The sequence below is a fragment of the Pseudomonas neuropathica genome, assembly GCF_015461835.1.
Lineage (GTDB): Bacteria > Pseudomonadota > Gammaproteobacteria > Pseudomonadales > Pseudomonadaceae > Aquipseudomonas > Aquipseudomonas neuropathica.
In genome coordinates this window covers 210,722-234,262 of record NZ_JACOPX010000012.1, presented here as the reverse complement: position 1 = coordinate 234,262, position 23,541 = coordinate 210,722, and the positions used below count along the sequence as shown (strand labels likewise).

Here is a 23,541-nt window from a genome sequence, read left to right as displayed (position 1 = left end):
GATGTCGCTGCGTTTCGTCCTCGTTCTGTTGTGCTGTCTGGCGGGTGCTGCTCACGCAGAGCCCGCCAGCCCAAAGCCACACAAAGCCTATCTGACACTGATCATCGACGACCTGGGGCAGAACCTGCCCCGGGATCGCCGCGTGCTGGCCCTGCCCGGCCCGGTGACCACGGCGATCATGCCGGACACCCCGCACGCCACCGAGTTTGCCCGCGAAGCCCATCGCGCCGGCAAGATCGTTATCCTGCACATGCCCATGGACCCGGCCACCGGTCCCTATGCCTGGCACCCCGAACTGCCCATCGAAGAGCTGGAAAAACGCCTCAACGCCGCGTTCAAAATGGTCCCCTACACTGCCGGCATCAATAACCACATGGGCAGCCGCATGACTGCGCAACCGGTGGCGATGGCCTGGTTGATGGGCGAACTGCAGCGCCGGCACAAGTTCTTCGTCGACAGCCGCACCAGCGCCCAGACCGTGGCGGCGCAGCAGGCGCAGAAGATCGATCTGGCCAGTGTCTCGCGGGACGTGTTTCTTGATGACGAACGCACTGAAGCGGCGATCTATACGCAGTTGCAAACCGCGATCAGCCTGGCGCGCAAGCAGGGTTCGGCGGTGATGATCGGCCATCCGTATCCGCAGACATTGGCGGTGCTCGAGCGCGAACTGCCGAAGTTGAAGGCTCAAGGCATCGACTGGATCGATATCAAGCAAATGATCAGCCTGCGCAGTAATCGCGCCATGGCTGGCCATGGCAAGGACGGCGTGTATCGGTAACACCCTGTGACGCTAGCACATACATAGTTACCACCCGGAAACCGTCCCTGTTCCCGATAGTGCGACCTGCAACAGGTCGCGACGCCCTGGCGTCGCTTTCAACTATCAGGAATCATCATGACTATTGAAGACAACACCGCAGCGCATCCCATGCCCATGGAACCGATCATGCAGGACAATCTGCTGATCAACTTCACCACGGAGTTTCACCGGGTCTGGAGCACTAACGGCTCAAAAGCCAAACCTGCCACATTCTGGCGCCCCACTCCTGCTCCAGATGCATTGCCGGGCTACTTTCCGCTGGGCGACGTGCTCTTTCCCGGCGACGCCAATATCAATGGCGAAATGGTCGCAGCCGTGGTCTGCGAGAAAGATATGGAAGGGTCCTTAAGCACTAAAGGAAAGGCACTGGCCCGCCCTGCCGATTTTGAACTGGTCTGGAAAGAAACCGGAGCGCCCGGAGTTACTCGCATGTCGATCTGGCGACCTCTGGCCCCCGTCGGTTACGTCGCTCTGGGACTCGTGTGCTCCAACGATCACTGCAAACCTTCGTTGAACTCGGTGCGCTGCGTCAGGCTCGACCTGGTCATAGCAGCGAACGTCGGCGATCTGATCTGGAATGACAAGGGCAGCGGTGCCAAGCTCAGTTTCAGCGCCTATGGCATCGAACCGTCGACTGCCGCCGCAGGCGACATCCATTTTGCGCCCGGCACCTTCGTGGGCATCCAGGGCTACAGCAAGCCTGCAGCACCTTCGACGGCGTATGGCTTGCGCATGCAAATCCCGCTGCAAGTCAACGCATCGCCGCAAATTCCGACCCTCACCGGTTACACGAAGCCCGCAGTGAACGAACCCGCCACCGTCACCCAGATTGCCCGCCTGCCTTGGTTCGCAGTGCGAGATCATGCTCATCCCGGCGAACAATTTCGCAATTCGCCTTACTACGAACTGAAGAGAACTGACGAATATGTGCTCATTGGTCACGAGCGCAATGAATCGGACAAGTATCGGGCCGTTAAATGGACAGCACCACGCCTGCAAAACGCGGTGACAATGCGTATGTTCCATAGTTTTACCGCCATGGAAATCGTCAAAGCCTGGCCGACCGTGCCTCTCAGCGATATCCGCATGACAAAATTCTCGGCCTGCCTGCCAAACAGTTTGACCCGTACCGAAACGTCTTCCAACGGTTGGAACGAGCTACGACCTCAAGTGGTGATTGCCATGGCGCCGAAGCAAACAGCCGTCGCGGTTTATCAGATGCAAAGCCATTACGAGTTGGTACGGGAAGACGGTACTCAAGTGGCGGTCGACTTTGGTTACACCGATGATTCAAGCGTTCTGCTGACGCAATATCCGCCGGAGTCCGTCGAGTTCGCCAGCGCGTGTCCGCCGCTGACGACAGACACCCCGGCAATATCTGGCACCGATGGCGCCAACGCTAAAGAGCAGCCATCATCGGGCCTGGATGTCGCTATAGATACCGCCCCATGATTTCGTCCACCACGCCTTCTTTGCGCAACTGATCCAGCGCAGCCTGAAGCTTGGCGACCACTTCGTCTGAGACGTCCTTGTTCAGCGCCAGATACAGTTCTGCACTGTTGAAGCGCAGCACGGTCTTGAGACCGGTGACACCGTCCTGCCGCGCCAGATAGCGCCCGGCAGGATCACCGGTGGCCCACAGGTCGATCTGACCATTGACCAGTTTCTTCGCGTTGTCCTGATCGCGCAGCACTACTATCGGCTTTAGACCTTGTTTGGTCAGTGTCTCGGCAATCGCATCGCCCTTGTAGGCACCGATCTTGTACTTGCGCGCATCATTGAGGGTTTCGAGGGTGATCTTGCTGTCAGCCTTGGCCAGCATGATCCAGTCATCCGGACCGATCGGGCCGACCCACTTGAAGAGCTTTTCGCGGTCCGGCAGACGCGCCATCACGAAGGCGCCATAACCGGGATTTTCCAGAGCCAGTTTGTAGACGCGCTCCCAAGGAAAGCGCAGGGTCAGGCTGTAAGTGATGCCGGCACGCTGGAACACTTCGCGCACGATGTCGGTGGCGATGCCATTGATGTTCTCGCCCTGGGCGAAGTTCTTGCCGTTCTTCGCCATGTTATACGGCGGGAAATTTTCGGTGAGGAGCACCAGATCGGTGTCGGGACTGGTTTCGGCGCGGGCAGTGTTGATGAGCAACATCGAGGCGCTGGCGAGAACAAGAAGCAGGCGTTTGATCATGTCGGGCTACCGGAATCCATGGCGTGCCCAAGAGTGCCTTGGGTGCGCCATGCTGTCCACTGGCCTGTATGGTTTTCGATCCTGACCCCATTTAAAAAGCATCAGCACGTGCTGACGTATCAAAAAAACAGCATGCGAAAGAACAGTTTTCAGCCGAATCAGAGATTCCTGCGACCTTCACCGACTTCACATGTTTGACTTGCAGACAACCGCACTCACAACTACTCACATTAGCCAGCACATACCGAACAGCACAACGAATTACACTCACCAGCGAAATACAGTTACTCCATTAATTCCTGAAATACGGTCAAGGATTGATCATGACTAATAAAGCCCGAATATTTTTTGCGTGCTCAGCAATGGCACTCACACTTCCATTAATCTCCTGTGCAGGCACTACAGCCGAAGCGCCGGAAGCAATTCTGCTAAGTAACGCGGGTGGCGACTTTAATCACTGGAACGGCATTGGCAAGATTTTCAAAGACGATAGACCTTATTGCAGCGCATTCCTGCTAGATACTCGCGAAACAGGCAAAGAAGCAAACGGACCTGCTTACGTAATGACCAATGCGCACTGCACTTCCATCAGAGTCGGCACAATCGCTGACATTGCTTATCAAGGTCAGATACAGTTCAATTTTTTCCATGACACGCTCACGGACGCCAAGCGTTATGACATCAACAAGGTCAATTGGGCCAGTTTCGCCAGTACTGATATCGCTATATTGCAGTTAGGCACCTCACTGGACAGCCTGTTGAAAGACGGAGTAACCCCACTCAAGCTCGCGGCGGCGAGGCCACGCAACGTCAGTCAGGTGAACCTGGTAAGCGCGCCAGCCACTGCAGCCGGCCTGAGGCTTTCGACTTGCACACAAGAGCCGACCCACACCCCCCTCATCAAGTATTTGAATGTTCACACCGACTACCAGAAACAAGACTGCAAGGGTATTGAACCAGGCTCCTCCGGCGCTCCGGTGATCGATGCTGAAACGGGACAAGTGACCGGCATATTATCCGGCACTACTTATGGTATTCCTTCGGATGACTTGTGCTTCTGGCATGGTCTGTGTGGAGATGGAAATACACAATCTCTATTGCCGCATCAGGCTAGCCAAAGTTTTCCTGTCGACTATCTGACTGCTTGTTTCGCCAATGGAACATTCCGTCTCGACACAGAAAACTGCGCACTCACTCCCAACTCAAACTTTCAGTTCAGGTTAAATTCAAGAGCCATTACAGATATCGGACTGCACAAAACACCCAACAACACTAATCAGCCAGCGCCAAAATGGGATATCAACTTTTCCATGAGTACCGAGTTCTATCGCTTCAAGACTGTTCGTGATGCACAGGCTTGTTATTCACCTGACCACTACAGCGACCGAATCAGTACAACCAACGCAAAAGTGCAATCAGAGATTGGCCGAGAACCCGGACTGCATTATTTATGTTTGATTGGCGTGAACTCAATCGATCAACACGCCGATAGCCGACTTCTTGGAAACGCCCAAATCCTGGCAGCAAGAGTCGTAACTCCCGTTCCGATGCAATTACCCGCGCCGACACTCACCATTGAGCCAGACGGCGATTATCTTTTTATAAAGTACCGCGAAGAGGCGGATCGCAATCTCTGGACCCGTATATACACGGGCCCGGCAGAAGAAACCAATTGCTCCGAGATCAATCCTGAGTATTACAGCAAAGTCGACGACGGGTTTTACACCCCCACTCAGGCGCTGCCGTTGACGCTATGCAGTTACACGATGGATCGAAACCTGAGTGTTTCAGAGGTTCGGACTGATCAGCTTTACCCTACGCAATCCCGGATAGCAGAATGAGCCATGTGGCGGGTCTCGCTCGATGCGAAGCTCGCCACATCACCGACGGCAATCTACCGCATCACGATCCCGCGATGGGCCATATAGGCCTTGGCTTCCTGCACGGTGTATTCACCGAAGTGGAAAATACTCGCCGCCAGTACCGCACTGGCGTGGCCCTCGATAATGCCGTCAGCCAAGTGCTGCAGATTGCCGACGCCGCCGGAAGCGATCACCGGGATGCCCAGCGCATCGCTGATCGCGCGGGTCACGCCGAGGTCGAAACCGTTTTTCATGCCGTCCTGATCCATGCTGGTCAGCAGGATCTCACCGGCACCGAGGCCTTCCATTTTCTTCGCCCACTCGACGGCATCGAGGCCGGTTGGCTTGCGCCCGCCATGGGTGAAGATTTCCCAGCGCGGGGTTTCGCCCGGGCCGGAGACTTTCTTCGCGTCAATGGCGACAACGATGCACTGCGAGCCGAAATGCTGCGCCGCTTCACCGACGAACTCCGGGTTGAACACGGCAGCGGTGTTGATCGACACCTTGTCCGCGCCGGCATTGAGCAGGTTGCGGATGTCCTGCACGGTGCGCACGCCGCCGCCAACGGTCAGCGGAATGAACACCTGGCTGGCCATGCGCTCGACGGTATGCAGCGTGGTGTCACGGCCATCGACGCTGGCGGTGATATCGAGAAAAGTAATCTCGTCGGCACCCTGCTCGTCGTAACGACGGGCGATTTCCACCGGGTCACCGGCGTCGCGGATGTTTTCGAACTTCACACCTTTGACGACCCGGCCGTTGTCCACGTCCAGGCAAGGGATGATGCGTTTGGCCAGCGCCATGGTCAGTCCTCAGCCTTGGTACGAATCGCAGAAAGCTTGCGCTTCGGCGACGTCGAGGGTGCCTTCGTAAATCGCCCGGCCGGTGATGGCGCCGATGATGCCTGGTGCCTTGGCGTCGAGCAGCGACTTGATGTCACCCAGATTGTGGATGCCGCCGGAAGCGATCACCGGGATCTTGGTGGCAGCGGCCAGCGCAGCGGTGAACGGCACGTTGCAACCCTGCATCATGCCGTCTTTGGCGATGTCGGTATAAACGATCGAGGAGACGCCGTCGGCTTCAAACTGCTTGGCCAGGTCGATGACCTGCACGGTGCTGATTTCAGCCCAGCCATCGGTGGCGACGAAACCGTCTTTGGCATCCAGACCGACGATGATCTTGCCCGGGAACGCGCGGCAGGCTTCAGCGACGAACGCCGGATCTTTCACGGCTTTGGTGCCGATGATCACATAGCTCACGCCAGCCTTGACGTAGTGTTCGATGGTTTCCAGCGAACGGATACCGCCGCCGATCTGGATCGGCAGGGTCGGGTAGCGCTTGGCGATCGCGGTAACCACTTCGCCGTTGACTGGCTGGCCTTCGAACGCGCCGTTCAGATCGACCAGATGCAGACGGCGGCAACCGCCCTCCACCCACTTGGCAGCCATGCTCACCGGGTCATCGGAGAACACCGTGGAATCTTCCATGCGGCCCTGACGCAAACGTACGCAGGCACCGTCTTTAAGATCGATAGCGGGAATAATCAGCATCTGGCAAACCTTCAAATTTGAATGTTCAGCTTGGCTCGGAAATCAGTTTTTCTCGAGCGCCCACAGGTCGCTTTCGATGCTTTCAAACCGCTCTTTGAGGTGGGTCTGCACATCGAAAATCGCCCTGTTGTAATAGTGCGGAGCAATTTCGCGGGTAAATAACTCAAGAATTTCCGCCGCTTCGAACGAACCCAGATCGAGCTCGAAACGGTCTTCCATGAACCGCTGAATCTTGCGATTGGCCTCGTTCTCCTGTTCGGGAGTAAGGGTCAGGATCGGCGGTTTGGATTTCTTGGCAGCCATTTACCAGCGACCGTCCCACGCAGCGAAGTTCTGCAGTAATTGCAGGCCATGGGTATGGCTCTTCTCCGGGTGGAACTGCACGGCGAAACGCGAGCCATCGGCCAGCGCCGCAGCGAAATCGACGCCGTAATGACCGCCACCGACCACTTGCCGCGCATTGGCGGCAGCGATGTAGTAGCTGTGCACGAAGTAGAAACGCGCCATGTCCGGAATGTCGTGCCACAGCGGGTGGCTGACCTTCTGCTTCACTTCGTTCCAGCCCATGTGCGGGACTTTCAGGTGCTCGCCGTCTTCATGCAGATCTTTGCCGAAGAACTTCACCGCGCCAGGGAACAGGCCGATGCAGTCGACGCCGTCGTTTTCTTCACTGGTGTCGAGCAAGGCTTGCATGCCGACACAGATGCCGAGGAACGGACGATCCTGACTGACTTCACGCACCAGCGAATCGAAGCCGAGGCGACGGATTTCCGCCATGCAATCGCGAATCGCGCCAACACCGGGAAACACCACGCGATCAGCTTCGCGAATCACCGCCGCATCGCTGGTGATCAGCACTTTGCCGGCACCGACGTGCTCGAGGGCCTTGGCCACCGAGTGCAGGTTGCCCATGCCGTAATCGATTACTGCAACCGTCTGCATTACAGAACGCCTTTGGTCGATGGCATTTGCCCGGCCATGCGCTCATCCAGCTCGACGGCCATGCGCAGCGCGCGGCCGAAAGCCTTGAACACGGTTTCGATCTGGTGGTGAGTGTTGGTGCCGCGCAGGTTGTCGATGTGCAGGCTGACCAGCGCGTGATTGACGAAGCCCTGGAAGAATTCCTGGAACAGGTCAACGTCGAAGCCGCCGACGGTGGCGCGGGTGTACGGCACGTGCATCTGCAGGCCTGGACGGCCGGAGAAGTCGATGACCACGCGCGACAGCGCTTCATCGAGCGGCACGTAGGCATGACCGTAGCGACGGATGCCTTTTTTATCGCCGATGGCTTTGGCAAATGCCTGGCCGAGGGTGATACCGACGTCTTCCACCGTATGGTGGTCGTCGATATGCAGATCGCCCTTGCATTCAATATCCAGGTCGATCAACCCGTGACGGGCGATCTGATCCAGCATGTGCTCAAGAAAAGGAACACCGATATCGAATCGGGCCTTTCCGGTGCCATCAAGGTTGATCGAGGCTTTGATCTGGGTTTCCAGAGTGTCGCGCTCGACAGACGCCTTACGTTCGGCCATCACCAGCTCCGCAAAATCATTGGGCGAAAAAGGCAGCCATTATAGGCATGCGGGGCGTAAACAGAAACACGAGAGGTGAGATGGCTGACGGATAGAATGCCCGGCTGTCGCGGGTAGACATGTCCATACAAGCCATTACAGGCACACCAAAAACAACTGTAGGAGTGAGCCTGCTCGCGATGAGGACCTGGCAATCAACATTTCTGTGACTGTCAGACCGCTATCGCGAGCAGGCTCACTCCTACGGGGGTACTGCTTTTTTACTTAGTGAAACAGTACCGCCGTTTTCTGCAGGGTCACCCACACACCCCACGCCAACGGAATACCCACCACCAGCCACGCAGCGATCGCCAGCGGCTTGCTGCCCGGGGCGGCTTTCCACTCCAGAACCGTGCTGGCATCAGCACCTTTGTCGTGACCCAGCGCCTGTTCGGCAGCCAGTTCAGCGTCGGTCATGAAGTACTTGTCAGCCACCGGACGCACCAGCAGGTTGCACAGGAAGCCCAGCACCAGCAGGCCTGCGAGGATGTACAGGGTGATGTCGTAAGCGGCAGCGCGTTCAACGCCGATGCTCAACTGATACTCACGCAGGTAGTTCACCAGCACCGGACCGAGCACGCCGGCCGCAGCCCAAGCGGTGAGCAGACGACCGTGGATCGCACCGACCATCTGCGTACCGAACAGGTCGGCCAGATACGCCGGCACCGTGGCAAAACCGCCGCCGTACATCGACAGAATGATGCAGAACGCCGCCACGAACAGCGCAACGTTGCCCAAATGGCCCATGTTCGGAATCAGCGCGTACAGGGCAAAACCCAGGGCGAAGAACACGAAGTAGGTGTTTTTGCGGCCCAGGTAGTCCGAGAACGAAGCCCAGAAGAAGCGGCCACCGATATTGAACAGGCTGAGCAGACCGGTGAAACCGGCAGCAATCGCAGCGATCGAGGCCAGTTGCCCGGCGTCGAGCTGACCAAACGGCACATCGACACCCAGCAGTTTGCCGCCGAACACTTCCTGCAGCAGTGGCGAAGCCATGCCGAGGATGCCGATGCCGGCAGACACGTTCAGGCACAGCACCAGCCAGACCAGACGGAATTGCGGGGTTTTCCACGCCACATTCACGTGCACGTGACGGTGGGTGATCATCGAGTTCGAGGCTTTCTTCGCCGGAGCGGTCCAGCCTTCAGGTTTCCAGCCGGTCGGCGGAACGCGGTAAGCCAGAGCACCACCGATCATGAACACGAAGTAGATCGCGGCCATGGCGACGAAGCTCTGCCAGACGCCGACACCGGTTGGCGAAGCGAAGTGGCTCATCAGCGCGGTTGCCAGCGGTGCACCGACCATCGCGCCGCCACCGAAGCCCATGATTGCCATGCCGGTCGCCATGCCGCGCTTGTCCGGGAACCACTTGATCAGGGTCGAGACCGGCGAGATATAGCCCAGGCCCAGACCGATACCGCCGATCACGCCAGAGCCGAGCCACATCAGCCAGATCTGGTGGGTATAAATACCCAACGCGGAGATCAGCAGACCGCCACACCAGCACAGTGCAGATACGACACCGGCCTTGCGTGGCCCCGCGTGTTCCAGCCAGCCACCCCAGATCGCTGCCGAGCAGCCGAGGAAGATGAAGAACAGCGTGTAGATCCAGCCGAGCATCGAGATCGGCCAGTCGCAGTTCGACGAAAATACCTGTGCGATGAAGCTCATGTCCGGTGCGCAAGCCACCGGAGCGGTGACGCCCAGCGCCTTGGACAGCGGCAACCAGAACACCGAGAAGCCATAGGCCATGCCGATGCACAGGTGGATGGCCAGAGCGGCCGGTGGGACTAGCCAACGGTTGAAACCGGGCTTGGCGATGATGCGTTCCTTGGACAGGAACGCGGGCTGATCGGCTTTGAGGCCGTCCGCCGTGATGCTCGTGCTCATTGTGTATCCCCCAATTATTAGTATGGTTCGCCAGCCACTGTTCACCCCCGGCCTTTATGCACGCAGGCATGACCGTTTTTTTGGGTGAAGCTCCTTGAAGGCGCGACGTTAAGTCGCAGAAGGACGGACGAACGGGCGAAGGTTACCATTTGCACGTGACAGAAAAACCAAACTGATATCACCTTTTTTCTGTCGTCTGATCTCGTATCACTCAGGAAAACGCCATGCCAATCGTCGTACAAGCGCTGAACGCCGCCAATTATCAGGACCAGGAGGATTTGCGGAAGATTTATCGCGACGCGCCGGACTGGCTGTTTGCGCCGTTTTCCGGTGAAAACAATCTGATCGACCGCGCGCTCGCCGAGGGAAGTTTTATTGCCGGGCGTTTCAACGACCGCCTGCTCGGTGCCGCGCGCCTGCAGAGGCACCACGACGTTTGGTACTTGTCCCATTTATGCGTACGAAAAGTTACCCGTCGCCGTGGGGTTGCTGAACGGCTGGTGAACCAAGCGCAGAAAATGGCGTCGCAAGCGGGGGCTGAACTGCGTCTGCTGGCGCCTGCCGGGCATCCTGAAGCCTCGGCAATCGCAGCGAAGTTACACCTCCCGCTGGAGGTACTGGCAACATGACGCCACACCGAACCGGGCAATTGCAGCGCTATACTCCCCGGCTAAATTAAGAATTCGACTAACTACAAGGACTCGCCCATGAAAGCGTTCGGCAAAATCCTGGGTCTGGTACTTCTCGGATTGTTGCTGATCATTGTGGCGGCAGGTTTTGCCCTGACCCACCTCTTCGATCCCAACGATTACAAAGACGAGATTCGCCAGATAGCCCGCGACAAGGCCCACATCGAGCTGACGCTCAATGGCGACATCGGCTGGAGCCTGTTTCCGTGGCTCGGCCTGGAACTGCACGAGGCCAGCGTTGCCACCCTGATCAATCCGACCGAACCGTATGCCGATTTGCAGATGCTCGGCCTGTCCGTGCGGGTACTGCCGCTGTTGCGCCGCGAAGTGCAAATGAGCGATGTCCGCGTTGAAGGGCTGAACCTGCGCCTGAAACGCGACAAGAACGGCCACGGCAACTGGGAAGACATCGGCAAGGTGCCGACAGCCGCCGCACCTGCCGGCAGCCCCGCACCTGCCAGCGCGGCCACGGTCGAGGCCCCTGCCCAAGCGGAAAAACCGCCACAGCCGATCCGCCTCGACATCGACAGCCTGACCGTCAACAACGCCCGCGTTGAATACAACGACGAGCTGACCGGCAAGCAATTCAGCGCCGAGAGCATCCAGTTGAGCACGGGCCCGGTACACGATTCGACGAATATTCCGGTGAAAGCCACGGCATTCCTCGGCACCAACCAGCCGGTCCTGCGCGTGCGTACCGAGCTCACTGGCGAACTGCGCATCGAGCGCGCACTGCAGCGCTACAGGTTCGAAGACATGAAGCTGTCCGGCGAACTGGCCGGCGATCCGTTGCAAGGTAAAACCATGACATTCGCAGCTCAGGGCCAGTTATCGCTGGACAAAGCGGCGAACGTCGCCGAATGGACCGGTATCAAGATCTCTGCCAACCAGTTGCGCGCCTTGGGTGAGCTGAAAGCCAATGACCTCGACAAGACCCCGCAGATCACCGGCGGCATCTCCATCGCCCAGTTCGATCTGGCGAAATTCGTCGACAGCATCGGTCAGAAACTGCCGGCCATGGCCGAGGGCAGTCTGAGCAAAGTCGAATTGGTCAGCCGCGTTGCCGCCACGCCAACCAGCATTGCCTTCGACAATATCAATCTGAAACTCGACGACAGCAGCTTCAGCGGCCGCATCGCCGTCGAAGACTTCGCCAAACAATCGCTGCGGGCAATTCTCAAGGCCGATACGTTCAACGCTGACCGCTACCTGCCGCCGAAATCGGCACAAGCCAACAGCGCCACGCAAGTGCGTCAGGCCGAAGTCGCCAGCACCGAAGCCGATGCCATGGCCGGTGCCGGTTCCACGCCACTGCCGGACAAACCAAGCAAAACCGCCTGGAGCACTGAGCGCCTGTTGCCGGTTGAACGCCTAGCCAAACTCGACGTCGATGCCGATCTGACCTTCGGCCAACTGACCCTCGACAAACTGCCGATCCAGAACGCCGCACTGAAAGCCACCGGCCAAGGCGGCTTGCTGACCCTGACCAACCTGAGCGGTGAACTGTACAACGGCGGTTTCGCCGCCAATGGCACCCTCGATGTACGCCCGAGCGCGCCTGTGCTGAACCTGCAGACCAAGCTCAATCGCGTGCCTGTAGAAAAAATCCTCGAAAGCCAAGGCAAGAACCCGCCGGTCAAAGGCCTGGTAACCCTCACCAGCAATGTCACTGGTAGCGGCAACAGCCAGCAGGCGCTCATTGATACGCTTAACGGCAACGCCAGTTTCGTGATCAACAACGGCGTGCTGCTCAACGCCAACCTTGAACAGCAACTGTGCAAAGGCATCGCCACGCTTAACCGCAAAACTCTCAGCGGCGAACCACGCGGTAAAGACACGCCATTCCAGGAACTCAAGGGCAACCTGACCTTCCGCAACGGCATCGCCAGCAACCCGGACCTGAAAGTGCGCATCCCCGGCATGACCGTCAACGGTGACGGCGACATCGACTTGCGCGTGCTCGGCATGGACTATCGCGTCGGCATCATCGTCGAAGGCGACACCAGTGCCATGCCGGATCCGGCCTGCCAGGTTGGCGAAAAATTCGTCGGCATCGAGTGGCCGCTACGCTGCCGCGGCCCGCTGGAGTTGGGCGCCAAGGCTTGCCGTGTCGACAACGATCGCCTCGGTCAGGTCGCGACCAAACTGGCCGGCGACAAGCTCAGTGAAAAAATCGACGAGAAACTCGGTGACAAGGTCAGCCCGGAACTGAAAAACGCATTGAAGGGGCTGTTCAAGCGATGAGAGCGGAGCAATTTTCCACGGCGGTGCTGGATTGGTTCGACCGCCACGGCCGCCACGATCTGCCTTGGCAGCAGGACATCAACCCGTATCGGGTGTGGGTGTCGGAGATCATGTTGCAGCAGACCCAGGTCAGCACCGTGCTCAACTATTTCGACCGTTTCATGGCCGCGCTACCGACAGTCGAGGCGCTGGCCGAAGCACCGGAAGACGAAGTGCTGCACCTGTGGACCGGGCTGGGTTACTACACCCGCGCGCGCAATTTGCAGAAGACTGCGAAGATCGTCGTCAGCCAGTACGCTGGCGAGTTTCCGCGTGACGTTGAAAAGCTTACGGATCTACCGGGCATTGGTCTGTCCACTGCCGGCGCCATCGCGAGCATCAGCATGGGCCTGCGCGCGCCGATCCTCGACGGCAACGTCAAACGCGTGCTGGCACGCTTTACCGCGCAAGAGGGCTACCCCGGCGAACCGAAGGTCGCCAAACAACTGTGGGCCACCGCTGAACGCTTTACGCCGCACGATCGGGTCAACGCCTACACCCAGGCGATGATGGATCTCGGCGCCACACTGTGCACGCGCAGCAAGCCGAGTTGCCTGCTGTGCCCGCTTGAGCGCGGCTGCGAAGCGCACATGCTCGGCCTGGAAACCCGCTACCCGATTCCCAAGCCGCGCAAAGCCATTCCGCAGAAGCGCACGCTGATGCCGATGCTCGCCAACGGCGACGGCGCGATTCTGCTCTACCGTCGCCCCTCGAGCGGTTTGTGGGGCGGTCTGTGGAGCCTGCCGGAACTCGACGACCTCGATGACCTGCAACATCTCGCCGATCAGCACTCGCTGACCATGGGCGAGCAGCAGGCCCTGCCGAACCTCGTTCACACGTTCAGCCATTTCCAGCTGTCCATCGAACCCTGGCTGGTTCAGGTGCAGGAGGCCGCCCATCACGTGGCCGAGGCCGACTGGCTCTGGTATAACCTCGCCACCCCGCCGCGCCTGGGCCTCGCCGCCCCGGTCAAAACCTTGCTCGAACGCGCGGCCGCCGTCTTGAATGCAGGAGAGTCGCCATGACCCGCACCGTAATGTGCCGCAAGTACAAAGAAGAATTGCCCGCGCTGGACCGCGCCCCTTTCCCGGGCGCCAAAGGTCAGGATATTTTTGACCACGTCTCGGCCAAGGCCTGGGCTGACTGGCAGAAACACCAAACCCTGCTGATCAACGAAAAGCGTCTGAACATGATGAACGCCGAAGACCGCAAATATCTTCAGGGCGAAATGGACAAGTACTTCTCCGGCGAGGAATACGCCAAGGCCGAAGGCTACGTTCCGCCTGCTGAGTAAACCCTGCAAAATCGGGGGCCGGATCGTAAGCGACGGAATTAATTTAAGAAATTTTAAAAAAGTCGTTGACGTAAATCCGAAAAACCCTTTTAATGCGCCCCGTTGCCCAGATAGCTCAGTCGGTAGAGCAGGGGATTGAAAATCCCCGTGTCGGCGGTTCGATTCCGTCTCTGGGCACCAAATACCGAAAACCCTGAATCGCAAGATTCAGGGTTTTTTTATGCCTGCAATTTGATCACGCCTATCTGTCCGCCCCGCTACGCCCTCCTCTCGATACACCTCAAACCCGCCTGTACTGAAAAATACCCAAAATCTGTATCTCTCCCCGTGTAGGAAAATTCGCCAGTATTCCTCCAAGCCTTGGCGAGCCAATGACTGGCTCTACTTTGCGCCCCGCAACACTCTGGGCTTCTGAAGCCCTCAGAGCGCAAAACCTGATTTTTTGAATAGATCGGCGTCCACCGCAAGGTCACTTCCTGTCCAGCTAAAAAATCTAAAAACAAACCCAACAGGCGAACTGCATTTACTGCTTTTCAAACATTCCAGGATGAATGCTGGCGCCCCTGTGCGCCCGGCAAAAGAGCGAAACGGACGACGTATGATCAAGCAACTTATCAATGAAGACAGTTATGTGCAGATTGGCGATCTGTGCAGCGCAACGATCCAGCTGAAAATCGAAGGACTGAATCCTGCCGGATCGATCAAGCTCAAAACCGCACACGCCCTGATCACGGATCTGGAAAACCAGGGCCGGATTCACCATAAGACTCGCCTGGTCGAGTCTTCCTCGGGGAATCTGGGGGTTGCGCTGGCCATGGTCTGCGCCGCCAAGGGTTACAAGTTTGTCTGTGTGATCGACCCGAACATTTCTGCGCCGAACAGAAAACTCATGCAGGCACTGGGTGCCGAAATGATCATGGTCGATCAGCGTGACGAAAACGGCGGCTACCTGAATTCGCGTATCCGTTTGATCGAGCAACTGGTCGCAGAGAACTCCGACTACATCTGGCTCAATCAATACAAAAACCCGACCAACCCCCTCGCTCACTATCAAGCGACCGCGAAGTCCATCGCCCATAGGTTTCCACACGTGGACTACTTGTTCGTCGGCGCCGGTACCACCGGTACTTTGATGGGCTGCAAGAACTACTTCGCCGAACACCATCCGCACACCAAAGTGATTGCCGTCGATACGGTCGGCTCGGTGACCTTCGGTCTGCCGGGCGGTACGCGGCATATCCCGGGGCTGGGTACCAGCCGTCTGCCAGAGATCTTCGAGCCGTCGGGGATTCACGACTTCGTATCGATCGCCGAGGAACAGACGATCAAGGTCTGCCGCTGGCTGGCGCAACGCTACGGCCTGCTTTTTGGTGGCTCCACCGGCACTGTCCTGGCGGGCATCCAGCAATGGGCGCCGCACATCCGTCCTGACGATGTCGTCGTGGCGATCTCCCCCGACATGGGTGAGCGCTACCTCGAAACCATCTACTCCGATGACTGGGTCACCCAGCGAATCGGCGCAAGCGCTTTGCAATCACTCTTTCCAGAAATCGCTCTGGCACTCTCGGCGTAATCCCCATGACCACACACAACTCGATTCAACCGTTCCATGTCATCCCAGGCGCCGTCGTCAAGGACATCCTCAACGGGCTGCGTCACGAAACCATCGACATGGTCGCCCAGACCTACCTGACCCACGAGCGCGGCGAAACCGTTAACCCGGATAGCTACTTCCTGCGTTTTCCGGCGCAACCGGCGAACCGGATCATTGCCTTGCCGGCGGCGATCGTCGACAGCGAGGGCGATCAGTCCGTCTCCGGGATCAAGTGGATTGCCAGCTATCCCGACAACATCAAGTCGGGCATCCCGCGCGCTTCGGCGGTGCTGATCCTCAACGATCCGGACACCGGCTATCCCTACGCGCTGCTTGAAGGCGCGCTGATCAGTGCCGTGCGCACCGCTGCGTCGGCGGTGCTCGGTGCCTGGTGGCTGAATGGCCAAAGCAAAAGCGCGCCAAAACTCTCGATCATTGGCGGCGGGGTGATTTCGCGGAACATCCTTGAGACGTTCATCGCCGACGACTGGTCGTTCGACAGCGTGGGCATTCACGACCTCAATGCAGAATCAGCACAAGCGCTGGCGGCGTTCGGCAAGCAACTCGGGGTGCCGGATGTACAGCTGTTGTCGCTGGACGAGGCACTGAGCGCCGACATCGTGGTGTTCGCCACCAGTGCCGGCGAACCCTACGTCAACGGCAGCGGCACCTTCCGCCCGGGGCAGATCGTGCTGAACATCTCGCTGCGGGATATCGGCGCAGAGATCATCGAAGAAAGTTACAACTACTTCGACGACGTGACCCATTGCCTGAAAGCCAATACCTCGCCGCATCTGGCCGAGCAAAAGTACGGTCATCGTGATTTCGTTACCGGCACGGTCGGGCAATTGATTCGCGGCGACCTGCAGGTTGCCACGGACAAGCCGCTGATTTATTCGCCGTTCGGCATGGGCATCCTCGATCTGGCAATTGGCCGGATGATCCACGACATCGCGGTCAAGGACGGTTCGGCGGTCGCCATCCCCTCCTTCTTCGGGGAGGAGCGCAGATGGTGAAGGCGCCTCTGCACATCGGCCTGGTGGGCTGCGGCTCACGCGGGCTGTCGATTTTCGAACGCCTGTTGAGCCTTGCTGAAACGCGTGCGGAGCAGCCAGTCGTCATCGATATTTTCGATCCGAACGTGCTCGGAAGCGGCGCGCATTGGCCGGATCAACCAGACTATCTGTTGCTCAACACCGTCGCTGGCCAGCTCGGAGTTTTTCCCGACGCAGCGGCATTCGGAAACCTGACGGATGTGCGGGAACGGCCGGGCGCGGATTTCCTGACGTGGTGCCACGAGCAGCGCATCAAGGTCGACGCGGACAGCGGACTGCTCGCCGCCGACGGCCGTGACGTTGAGCCGCAGGACTTCCTGCCGCGCCATTTGCTCGGCGCCTATCTGGCGGATGCCTTCGCGCAAATCCTCGCGACGGCGCCGCACTGGGTGAGCGTGAACCTGCATCAGCAGGCCGTCACCGCGGTCGAGAGCAACGCCAGTCAGCAATACCGGCTGCAGACCGCTTCGGGGGCTGCGGTCACCGTGGATCGGCTGATTCTGACGGTCGGCCATACTGGTCGCCTGCGCTCGGCGGATCGCAACCGCGTCGATGATGTCTATCCGCTGCCCGGCAGCCTCGCCACCATCGAGCCGGGCGAAACCGTGCTGGTCGAAGGGCTCGGGCTGGGTGCGATGGACACCCTGGCGGCGCTGACCTCCGGCAGGGGCGGAAGCTACAAGCGCATGGCCGACGGCAGTCACGCCTATCAGCCTTCGGGCCAGGAGCCGGTGATCTTTATCCAGTCACGGGACGGGTTGCCGTTTCGCACCCGCCCCAACGGTCTGATTGAATGTCCGCGCCATCGCGCCGTGCTGCTGACGAGTACGCGCATCGAATCCCTGCGGGCGAAAGCCAACAACCGGCAACTGGACTTCGAACAGGACATCCTGCCGCTGATGCTGCTGGAGATGCGTGCGGCAGCTGTCGCCGTCGTGCATAGCCCATCAGCGCCAGAGCAGGTGCTGGAGCGACTCAGGGCCGTTAGCGTTGCTGGCGAACCCGGTGTTGTCGCCTGCGAGGCGTTACTGCGTGAGTACGAAGCGACCCGCGGCTCGATCGATCCGCAAGCGCTGATCTGGCATGCACTGCCCGACGACGTGCAGCCCTACAACTATCACGCCTGGATCTACGACACCCTCGAAGCCGATTTGCACGAATCGCGAGTGGGGCGCGGAGGATCGGCGATCAAAGCCGCCATCGAAGTCTGGCGCGATCTGCGTGACCGCCTGCGTGAGGCCGTCGATTTCGACGGGCTGACCGACGCGTCGCATCGGCAGTTCTATGGCCGTTGGCACAAGGCGATCAACCGCCTCGTTGCGGGCCCGCAAAAAGAGCGCCACGCCGACCTGCTCGCCCTGTGTGACGCCGGCCTGCTGACATTCCTCAAGCCCGGCTCACGTCCTGCGATCAACGACTTCAAACGCGTCGCCGGTTATGTCCAGAGCAGCGGCGTGAGCAACAGCGACTGCGCGCCGGTGCGTGATCTGGCGCGGCTGGGCCTGATCCGCCCGAGAACCGACGAACCGGGCATCGACGGCATCGATGTCGACGCCGCGTGCCACCCGAAATCGAGCGCTGGCGAACCGGTGCGCAACATTTGGGTACTCGGCCCGCTCGCCGAAGGTTCTTGCTACTACAACCACTACGTCACCTCGGCGGGCGCGCCTTCGCGTCTGTTCATGGACGCCCATCGAGCAGCCACTGCCATCCTTGAGACAGGGACTTCAGCATGAAGCTTTTCTACCAGACGCATTCACCCTACGCCCGCAAGGTGCTGGTGCTGGCTCACGAACTCGGCATCGCGTCGAGCCTGGAAGTGATCCACCACGAGACCAGCCCGACGTCGCCAAACGAGATCATCTACAAGGCCAATCCGCTGGGCAAAGTGCCGGTGCTGATCCTGCCTGACGACACGGCGCTGTTCGATTCCATCGTGATCTGTGAATACCTCGACGACCTGAGCGACGGGCCGAAACTCATCCCGGCAAACGGCCCTGAGCGCTACAAGGCGCTGCGCCTGCAAGCATTGGCGCAGGGCATGTGCGATGTCGGCATCAAGCTGCGCTGGGAAGTCGAGCGCCGGCCCGAGGCCTTGCGCTACCCGGCCTACGCCGACGGTCAAGCGTTCAAACTGAAGGAGGCTTACCGCTTCATCGAAGAACACGTCGACCTCAATGGCCCGATCACCCTCGGCCACATCGCCCTGGCGACCGCGCTCGACTGGATCGCCTTTCGCCAACTCTCGGACTTTTCCGCTCAAGCACGCCTGACCGAGTGGTATCAGACTTTTTGTGAGCGGGCGTCCATGCGGGCGACCGAGTACAGCGGGCAGACTCACGATTAAGTTAAGGAAAACCGGGTATGAGTTCTCTCTTGTTGCAAATGTCACCGATCGCGCTGGTGATCGCGTTGATCCTGATCGTCCGCCGACCGCCAGTGCAAGCGGCACTGGCCGGCGTAGTGCTGGTGCTCGTGCTGTGGGCCTTGGGCGCAGCGGGGCCTGTGTCGGCGGCAATCAGCACGGCCATCTTTCAGGACACCACCATCCTGTTTCTCAGCACGGCGTGCGTGATCATCCCGGGGCTGGCCTTCGTCATCCTGGTCGAGCGCGGTGGTGCGCCGCAGGCCATCGGCGCCTGGGTCAAAGAACTCGGCTGGACACCGCCGGCGCAGGTCATCTTCATCGTGCTCGGCCTCGCACCGCTGCTTGAAGCGATGACCGGTTTCGGCGTTTCGCTGATCGCAACCGTGCCATTGCTGATGGGGCTGTTCACCCGCCAGTCGGGGATGAAAATTGCCCTCGCCGGGATGGTCATCATGCCTTGGGGCACACTGGGTCTGGCCACCGTGATCGGCGCGCTATTGGCGCACTTGCCGGCACAAACCCTTGGCAGTCATTCGGCGCTGATCAGTGCGCCAGTGTTCCTCTGCCTGGCGGCGATTGCTCTGTGGCAGGGTGGCATCCGCACGGTTTCGCCGTGGCTTGGACTGATCGTGGTGACGGCGCTGTTCGTCGCGGTGCTGTTTTCCATCAACCTGTGGATCGGCCCGGAAGTCTCCGGTGTGCTGGCCGGCCTGGCGGTGGCTTGCGTCGGCCTGGGGATCTCTTATGCACAACGGAAGAAACTGGTGCGCTGGCCGAACGCAGCCTGGCCCTATCTGGCCTTGCTGGGGGTAATCGTTGCGTCGCGCGGGTTGTTCGTCCTGTCGGGCTGGGATGCGCTGTGGATCATCAAAGGCGAGCATGTTTCGTGGAAGCCATTGGCCTCCCCGGGGCTCGCGCTATTGATCGTTACGCTGTTGATGGCAATCAAGCAAAGCGCCGCCGCAGGTTTCCCGTGGCGAGCGCTGTTCAACCGGGCGAAATTTCCGGTCACGACGATTTTCCTGTTCCTGCTGCTTTCGCAGGTGATGGTCAACGCCGGTTTCCTCGTCGAAGCACAGCGCACACTGCAATCGTTGTCGGGGATTTCCCTGGCGCCAACCATCGCAGTGCTGGCGGGGCTTGCCGGTTACGTCACCGGTTCCAATGTCGGCGGCAACACCCTCGTCATGCCGTCCATTGCTGCGCTGAGCAGCGAACACGGTGCATGGCTGGCCGCGATGGTCAACAGTGCCGCCGGGCATGGCGCACTGGGGTCGCTGTCGATCCTGTCGCTGATCACCGGGCTGGCGGGCGCCAATCGGCATGAAGAAAACAACCTGATCCGATTCGCCTTCGGCCTGGTTGCGCTCAACATCGTCATAGTTGCTGCAACGGGGATCGTTTTGCTCTACTTTCTCTGAATTGTTTCGAAACATCACAGAGAACTTATGGACAGGTTTGATCTACCGGACAAGCGCTGGCGGATAGTCAAGGACTGGATTATTCGTCAGATCGACAGCGGTGAATGGGCAGCCGAAGCGAAACTGCCCTCGATCCGTACGCTGGCGCGAATGTTTGAAACCAGCATCACCACCGTTCAGCGCGCGTTGGCGGATCTGGAAGCCGATGCTTACGTTTCGACCAAACCACGCATCGGCTACTTCGTCTCAGCCTCCGGACAAGCAAAACCCGCCAGGGGTTTTGACTTCTCCAGTGTCACCGTCAACGTCAATCATGCGGTGGTCGCGATGCTCTCCCAAGCGGCCTCGCGCACCACCGCGTCGTTGAATTCAGCGGTGTTGCACAGCGACCTCACACCCAACGTGCTGCTCAACAAGTGCCTGTCGGTATTGGCTGGCAAAGCTGACAACTCGCTGACCGGACTGGTCGCACCGCCCGGTCTGCCGGCACTGCGACGACGCATCGCCGGGCTGATGCTGACCCGCGGCGTGGTCTGCGGGCCGGACGATATTCTGGTGACGTCGGGCGACACCATTGCTCTGGAGCTGGCACTTGAAGCCGTCGCATCGAAAGGCGCTACGGTCGCCATCGAAACGCCGACGTATTACGGCATCCTGCAGACCATTGAACGCCTGGGCATGCGCGCCTTGCCCATCCGCACGCACGGCAAACTCGGTCTCGATGTCGATCACCTCGAAGAAGCGTTGAAGCTGAAAAAGGTCGCGGTGATCTTTCTCAACCCAACCCTGCAGAACCCGCGAGGCTTCATCATGCCCGACGAGACTCGCGCACGGCTGTCACAGATCGCGCGCGAAGCGGACGTGCCGATTATCGAGGACGACATCTTCTTCGACCTGGTGCCGGAAGGCGATCGCCCCCGCGCCATCAAGAGCTACGACACCAGCGGGCAGACGATTTACTGCTCGTCGTTCTCCAAGACCATCGCGCCGGGTTATCGCGTCGGCTGGTGTCTGGCTGGCAAGTACCGCAATGCCATTCTGGCGCAAATGTTTTCGCGCAATCTGGCGGTTTCCAGCCTTGCGCAAAATGTCCTCAACGAATTTATCGGGCGCGGCTACATGGAAGAGCACTGCGCCAGACTCCGCTCGCAACTGTCTTCGCTGGCCAGTTTTGTCGAAGCGCTGGTGCGTACGGATTTCCCTGCGGGCACCGTGTACGTGCCACCGCGTGGAGGGTTCATCCACTGGATTGAACTGCCGTTACACACCGACATGTCGGCATTGCAGGATTTAGCCAGCGAACGCGGCTGCCACGTGGCCGGCAACGGCATTTTCTTCGCCGACGGGCATGCAACCACGGGTGTGCGCATCTGCCTTGGCACTGCGCTGACTCCGGGAGTGATCGAGATCCTCAAGGTGATTGCCGAATGCGCACACCTCGCCGGGCGACCCTCTGACGGACGGCAAAACCTGACTGAGCAACATCAAGAACCAGCCGTTTCCTGAGCGCAAAAGGACGTTTGCAGTAACACCCCATGAATCAGAAAAGAACCCGCATTCCCCTGCCCCATCCGCCGCCGTATCGCCAGAGCCGGACCACCTTCTGGCTGACCGTGCTCGTCGGCGTACTGATTGCCTTCGCCCTCTGTGCATCGATCTACATACTGATCGACAGCTGGATCAGCGGCGCCATCACCACCACCAACCGCGGCCCAAAGCACACCTATTACCTGTCTGTGCAACCACGACGGTTCTGGATCGAGTTTGTCTCGCAAAGCATAGGAACCATTTTTCTGCTGGCGGCCGGGGTGTTCGGCCTATGGATTTATCGCAAAGTGCAGGAGCCGGCGGAGAAGCCCAAAGGCAAGCGCATACGACGATAATCGGGTGAGCGGTTTCAGAGCGTGTTGACGTAGTCGATGGGCAACAGAACGCTATCCACGGCGGCATCTACCGGTAGCGATACGACAGTAATCAAAGGGCAAACGATCGTGAAATAACAGATCACCGCCGTTGGCTTGCCGTCGTCATCCCTCACGCCGAGCAGGCGTAAATTACCGTCGACACCCTTGTAGTAAGGTTCTGGCGAGGCGCCACTCAAGCGCCCCGTCATCGTTCCACAACCGGCCAACAGCGCAACAAGGCTCGCCACGGAGCCAAAACGCAAAATCCCTTTCAATGCCAACATCCTTCTGACCGTAAAACGTGAGGGCCGCGATTGTACGCTCAATCAACCGCGCCCTCCGCGCCTGGTACCCGTGATTAATCGCTGTCGCTCCAGTGAAACACCAGATTGCGCGCAGTACCGTTTGCAACATCGGTCACATCGCGCCGCGCCTCTCCCTTACGTGTGGCAACCACGGTGTATTTGCCGGTCGGCAATTTTGCGTACAGCAACGGACCAGTCTGATTGAGGGCCAGCAGGGTTTGTCCTGCAGCATTTTCAATCGTCACATCGACGTCGGAGGTGTACTCATTCTGCATGCCCACCGAAAAGGTCATGTGCAGGTTGTAGCCGACGGTTTGCTGGATGGCTTTTGCTTCATCCTCGCCGACCCCGCCGGCCAGATAGCTGATACCGTTTTGTTGCTGCTGTTGAACTTGCACGCCTGCGCTGTCGACAGGCTCAAGACTGGCGGCTTGCGCCGTCGCGGCAAATAACAATGCAGCAACCGCGACGACAGGCAGCAGACAGGAAAGAACACGTTTCATGATGGCGACTCCCGGGCCCTGACAGAACCCAATCGTTACCCTGTATTGGATTCAGTGCGGGAGGGTGACGTTTCAGAATGATTCGAACTTGGGATGTGTACGAAATGGACTACAGACTAAAACCCGCAAAAGCGTCTCTGGCCAGCAACTTCCTGCAACACCCATCCCCTCTTCCTGCTGGCTTCCAAGGCTCGGCCGACATCCTTCGCAAGCGGTTCTCGGCATGCTGGCGCTTCTGTTT

Annotated in this window: 23 protein-coding genes and 1 tRNA gene; 15 read left to right on the top strand and 9 right to left on the bottom strand. The window is 59.1% G+C overall.

What is annotated here, in order from left to right:
• Window position 1: 1 nt before the first annotated feature.
• Together H8F23_RS19260 and H8F23_RS19255 are read left to right on the top strand one after the other, a co-directional pair.
• A complete protein-coding gene (locus H8F23_RS19260) occupies window positions 2-778 on the top strand; it encodes a divergent polysaccharide deacetylase family protein (RefSeq protein ID WP_194935442.1) in 777 nt (258 codons plus the stop codon).
• A 117-nt stretch (window positions 779-895) separates the two neighbouring features.
• The gene (locus tag H8F23_RS19255; RefSeq protein WP_194935441.1) at window positions 896-2,272 is read left to right on the top strand and encodes a Vps62-related protein; all 1,377 of its coding nucleotides are present in this window, start codon (window positions 896-898) and stop codon (window positions 2,270-2,272) included.
• Here the strand turns inward: H8F23_RS19255 and H8F23_RS19250 are convergent.
• A complete protein-coding gene (locus H8F23_RS19250; RefSeq protein ID WP_194935440.1) occupies window positions 2,253-3,008 on the bottom strand; it encodes a substrate-binding periplasmic protein in 756 nt (251 codons plus the stop codon). The genes H8F23_RS19255 and H8F23_RS19250 overlap by 20 nt on opposite strands.
• Before the next feature lie 323 nt (window positions 3,009-3,331).
• On the opposite strand from H8F23_RS19250, the gene H8F23_RS19245 reads away from it, so the two are divergent.
• Window positions 3,332-4,849, top strand: a complete 1,518-nt coding sequence (locus tag H8F23_RS19245) for a trypsin-like serine peptidase (protein ID WP_194935439.1) — start codon at window positions 3,332-3,334, stop codon at window positions 4,847-4,849.
• 53 nt (window positions 4,850-4,902) lie between these two features.
• Here the strand turns inward: H8F23_RS19245 and hisF are convergent, their stop codons facing one another.
• The 6 genes from hisF to H8F23_RS19215 all read right to left on the bottom strand — a co-directional run bounded on the left by hisF (window position 4,903) and on the right by H8F23_RS19215 (window position 9,884).
• On the bottom strand, window positions 4,903-5,673 hold the full coding sequence (hisF, locus tag H8F23_RS19240; RefSeq protein ID WP_007972752.1) for an imidazole glycerol phosphate synthase subunit HisF: 771 nt from the start codon (window positions 5,671-5,673) through the stop codon (window positions 4,903-4,905).
• A 9-nt stretch (window positions 5,674-5,682) separates the two neighbouring features.
• Window positions 5,683-6,420, bottom strand: coding sequence for a 1-(5-phosphoribosyl)-5-[(5-phosphoribosylamino)methylideneamino]imidazole-4-carboxamide isomerase (gene hisA / locus H8F23_RS19235; protein WP_003220753.1), 738 nt, complete (start codon window positions 6,418-6,420; stop codon window positions 5,683-5,685).
• Window positions 6,421-6,462: 42 nt separating this feature from the next.
• The gene (locus H8F23_RS19230) at window positions 6,463-6,723 is read right to left on the bottom strand and encodes a DUF2164 domain-containing protein (RefSeq protein WP_003220751.1); all 261 of its coding nucleotides are present in this window, start codon (window positions 6,721-6,723) and stop codon (window positions 6,463-6,465) included.
• A complete protein-coding gene (gene hisH, locus H8F23_RS19225) occupies window positions 6,724-7,362 on the bottom strand; it encodes an imidazole glycerol phosphate synthase subunit HisH (protein WP_007909206.1) in 639 nt (212 codons plus the stop codon).
• Complete coding sequence (hisB, locus tag H8F23_RS19220) at window positions 7,362-7,955, bottom strand: imidazoleglycerol-phosphate dehydratase HisB (RefSeq protein ID WP_007909204.1); 594 nt, start codon at window positions 7,953-7,955, stop codon at window positions 7,362-7,364. The genes hisH and hisB overlap by 1 nt, the downstream gene beginning before the upstream one ends.
• 264 nt (window positions 7,956-8,219) lie before the next feature.
• The gene (locus tag H8F23_RS19215) at window positions 8,220-9,884 is read right to left on the bottom strand and encodes an OFA family MFS transporter (RefSeq protein ID WP_099757746.1); all 1,665 of its coding nucleotides are present in this window, start codon (window positions 9,882-9,884) and stop codon (window positions 8,220-8,222) included.
• A gap of 224 nt (window positions 9,885-10,108) precedes the next feature.
• Here H8F23_RS19215 and H8F23_RS19210 point away from each other — a divergent pair, with 224 nt between their 5' ends.
• The 12 genes from H8F23_RS19210 (at window position 10,109) to H8F23_RS19160 (ending at window position 22,471) form a co-directional block, all read left to right on the top strand.
• Window positions 10,109-10,513, top strand: coding sequence for an acetyl-CoA sensor PanZ family protein (locus H8F23_RS19210; RefSeq protein WP_194935438.1), 405 nt, complete (start codon window positions 10,109-10,111; stop codon window positions 10,511-10,513).
• Window positions 10,514-10,591: 78 nt separating this feature from the next.
• The gene (locus tag H8F23_RS19205; RefSeq protein ID WP_194935437.1) at window positions 10,592-12,817 is read left to right on the top strand and encodes an AsmA family protein; all 2,226 of its coding nucleotides are present in this window, start codon (window positions 10,592-10,594) and stop codon (window positions 12,815-12,817) included.
• A complete protein-coding gene (gene mutY, locus H8F23_RS19200) occupies window positions 12,814-13,881 on the top strand; it encodes an A/G-specific adenine glycosylase (protein ID WP_194935435.1) in 1,068 nt (355 codons plus the stop codon). Before H8F23_RS19205 ends, mutY begins: the two co-directional genes overlap by 4 nt.
• On the top strand, window positions 13,878-14,150 hold the full coding sequence (locus H8F23_RS19195) for an oxidative damage protection protein (RefSeq protein ID WP_016986336.1): 273 nt from the start codon (window positions 13,878-13,880) through the stop codon (window positions 14,148-14,150). The genes mutY and H8F23_RS19195 overlap by 4 nt, the downstream gene beginning before the upstream one ends.
• 104 nt (window positions 14,151-14,254) lie before the next feature.
• Window positions 14,255-14,330, top strand: a tRNA-Phe gene (locus H8F23_RS19190).
• Window positions 14,331-14,748: 418 nt separating this feature from the next.
• Window positions 14,749-15,723 carry a 2,3-diaminopropionate biosynthesis protein SbnA gene (gene sbnA / locus H8F23_RS29165; RefSeq protein ID WP_324187893.1) on the top strand — a complete coding sequence of 325 codons (975 nt, stop codon included), beginning with the start codon at window positions 14,749-14,751 and terminating at the stop codon, window positions 15,721-15,723.
• 5 nt (window positions 15,724-15,728) lie between these two features.
• On the top strand, window positions 15,729-16,760 hold the full coding sequence (gene sbnB / locus H8F23_RS29160) for a 2,3-diaminopropionate biosynthesis protein SbnB (RefSeq protein ID WP_324187892.1): 1,032 nt from the start codon (window positions 15,729-15,731) through the stop codon (window positions 16,758-16,760).
• Entirely contained in the window at window positions 16,754-18,535 is a 1,782-nt protein-coding gene (locus H8F23_RS19180) for an FAD/NAD(P)-binding protein (RefSeq protein WP_194935434.1), read from the top strand. Before sbnB ends, H8F23_RS19180 begins: the two co-directional genes overlap by 7 nt.
• Window positions 18,532-19,146: a glutathione S-transferase family protein gene (locus H8F23_RS19175; RefSeq protein ID WP_093430026.1), complete on the top strand. Its 615-nt coding sequence runs from the start codon at window positions 18,532-18,534 to the stop codon at window positions 19,144-19,146. Before H8F23_RS19180 ends, H8F23_RS19175 begins: the two co-directional genes overlap by 4 nt.
• A gap of 17 nt (window positions 19,147-19,163) precedes the next feature.
• On the top strand, window positions 19,164-20,588 hold the full coding sequence (locus H8F23_RS19170; RefSeq protein WP_194935433.1) for an L-lactate permease: 1,425 nt from the start codon (window positions 19,164-19,166) through the stop codon (window positions 20,586-20,588).
• Window positions 20,589-20,615: 27 nt separating this feature from the next.
• Entirely contained in the window at window positions 20,616-22,094 is a 1,479-nt protein-coding gene (locus H8F23_RS19165) for an aminotransferase-like domain-containing protein (protein ID WP_194935432.1), read from the top strand.
• Window positions 22,095-22,123: 29 nt separating this feature from the next.
• A complete protein-coding gene (locus tag H8F23_RS19160; RefSeq protein WP_194935431.1) occupies window positions 22,124-22,471 on the top strand; it encodes a hypothetical protein in 348 nt (115 codons plus the stop codon).
• A 14-nt stretch (window positions 22,472-22,485) separates the two neighbouring features.
• On the opposite strand, the gene H8F23_RS19155 is transcribed toward H8F23_RS19160, so the two are convergent.
• Entirely contained in the window at window positions 22,486-22,776 is a 291-nt protein-coding gene (locus H8F23_RS19155) for a YceK/YidQ family lipoprotein (RefSeq protein WP_194935430.1), read from the bottom strand.
• Window positions 22,777-22,850: 74 nt separating this feature from the next.
• Window positions 22,851-23,300 carry a carboxypeptidase regulatory-like domain-containing protein gene (locus H8F23_RS19150; RefSeq protein ID WP_194935429.1) on the bottom strand — a complete coding sequence of 150 codons (450 nt, stop codon included), beginning with the start codon at window positions 23,298-23,300 and terminating at the stop codon, window positions 22,851-22,853.
• Between the last annotated feature and the right edge of the window lie 241 nt (window positions 23,301-23,541).

What these genes read in the sequence shown, in the direction of transcription:
- H8F23_RS19260 (WP_194935442.1), top strand. Translation starts at nt 2, where the DNA reads ATGTCGCTGCGTTTCGTCCTCGTTCTGTTGTGCTGTCTGGCGGGTGCT.
- H8F23_RS19255 (WP_194935441.1), top strand. Translation starts at nt 896, where the DNA reads ATGACTATTGAAGACAACACCGCAGCGCATCCCATGCCCATGGAACCG.
- H8F23_RS19250 (WP_194935440.1), bottom strand. Translation starts at nt 3,008, where the DNA reads ATGATCAAACGCCTGCTTCTTGTTCTCGCCAGCGCCTCGATGTTGCTC.
- H8F23_RS19245 (WP_194935439.1), top strand. Translation starts at nt 3,332, where the DNA reads ATGACTAATAAAGCCCGAATATTTTTTGCGTGCTCAGCAATGGCACTC.
- hisF (WP_007972752.1), bottom strand. Translation starts at nt 5,673, where the DNA reads ATGGCGCTGGCCAAACGCATCATCCCTTGCCTGGACGTGGACAACGGC.
- hisA (WP_003220753.1), bottom strand. Translation starts at nt 6,420, where the DNA reads ATGCTGATTATTCCCGCTATCGATCTTAAAGACGGTGCCTGCGTACGT.
- H8F23_RS19230 (WP_003220751.1), bottom strand. Translation starts at nt 6,723, where the DNA reads ATGGCTGCCAAGAAATCCAAACCGCCGATCCTGACCCTTACTCCCGAA.
- hisH (WP_007909206.1), bottom strand. Translation starts at nt 7,362, where the DNA reads ATGCAGACGGTTGCAGTAATCGATTACGGCATGGGCAACCTGCACTCG.
- hisB (WP_007909204.1), bottom strand. Translation starts at nt 7,955, where the DNA reads ATGGCCGAACGTAAGGCGTCTGTCGAGCGCGACACTCTGGAAACCCAG.
- H8F23_RS19215 (WP_099757746.1), bottom strand. Translation starts at nt 9,884, where the DNA reads ATGAGCACGAGCATCACGGCGGACGGCCTCAAAGCCGATCAGCCCGCG.
- H8F23_RS19210 (WP_194935438.1), top strand. Translation starts at nt 10,109, where the DNA reads ATGCCAATCGTCGTACAAGCGCTGAACGCCGCCAATTATCAGGACCAG.
- H8F23_RS19205 (WP_194935437.1), top strand. Translation starts at nt 10,592, where the DNA reads ATGAAAGCGTTCGGCAAAATCCTGGGTCTGGTACTTCTCGGATTGTTG.
- mutY (WP_194935435.1), top strand. Translation starts at nt 12,814, where the DNA reads ATGAGAGCGGAGCAATTTTCCACGGCGGTGCTGGATTGGTTCGACCGC.
- H8F23_RS19195 (WP_016986336.1), top strand. Translation starts at nt 13,878, where the DNA reads ATGACCCGCACCGTAATGTGCCGCAAGTACAAAGAAGAATTGCCCGCG.
- sbnA (WP_324187893.1), top strand. Translation starts at nt 14,749, where the DNA reads ATGATCAAGCAACTTATCAATGAAGACAGTTATGTGCAGATTGGCGAT.
- sbnB (WP_324187892.1), top strand. Translation starts at nt 15,729, where the DNA reads ATGACCACACACAACTCGATTCAACCGTTCCATGTCATCCCAGGCGCC.
- H8F23_RS19180 (WP_194935434.1), top strand. Translation starts at nt 16,754, where the DNA reads ATGGTGAAGGCGCCTCTGCACATCGGCCTGGTGGGCTGCGGCTCACGC.
- H8F23_RS19175 (WP_093430026.1), top strand. Translation starts at nt 18,532, where the DNA reads ATGAAGCTTTTCTACCAGACGCATTCACCCTACGCCCGCAAGGTGCTG.
- H8F23_RS19170 (WP_194935433.1), top strand. Translation starts at nt 19,164, where the DNA reads ATGAGTTCTCTCTTGTTGCAAATGTCACCGATCGCGCTGGTGATCGCG.
- H8F23_RS19165 (WP_194935432.1), top strand. Translation starts at nt 20,616, where the DNA reads ATGGACAGGTTTGATCTACCGGACAAGCGCTGGCGGATAGTCAAGGAC.
- H8F23_RS19160 (WP_194935431.1), top strand. Translation starts at nt 22,124, where the DNA reads ATGAATCAGAAAAGAACCCGCATTCCCCTGCCCCATCCGCCGCCGTAT.
- H8F23_RS19155 (WP_194935430.1), bottom strand. Translation starts at nt 22,776, where the DNA reads ATGTTGGCATTGAAAGGGATTTTGCGTTTTGGCTCCGTGGCGAGCCTT.
- H8F23_RS19150 (WP_194935429.1), bottom strand. Translation starts at nt 23,300, where the DNA reads ATGAAACGTGTTCTTTCCTGTCTGCTGCCTGTCGTCGCGGTTGCTGCA.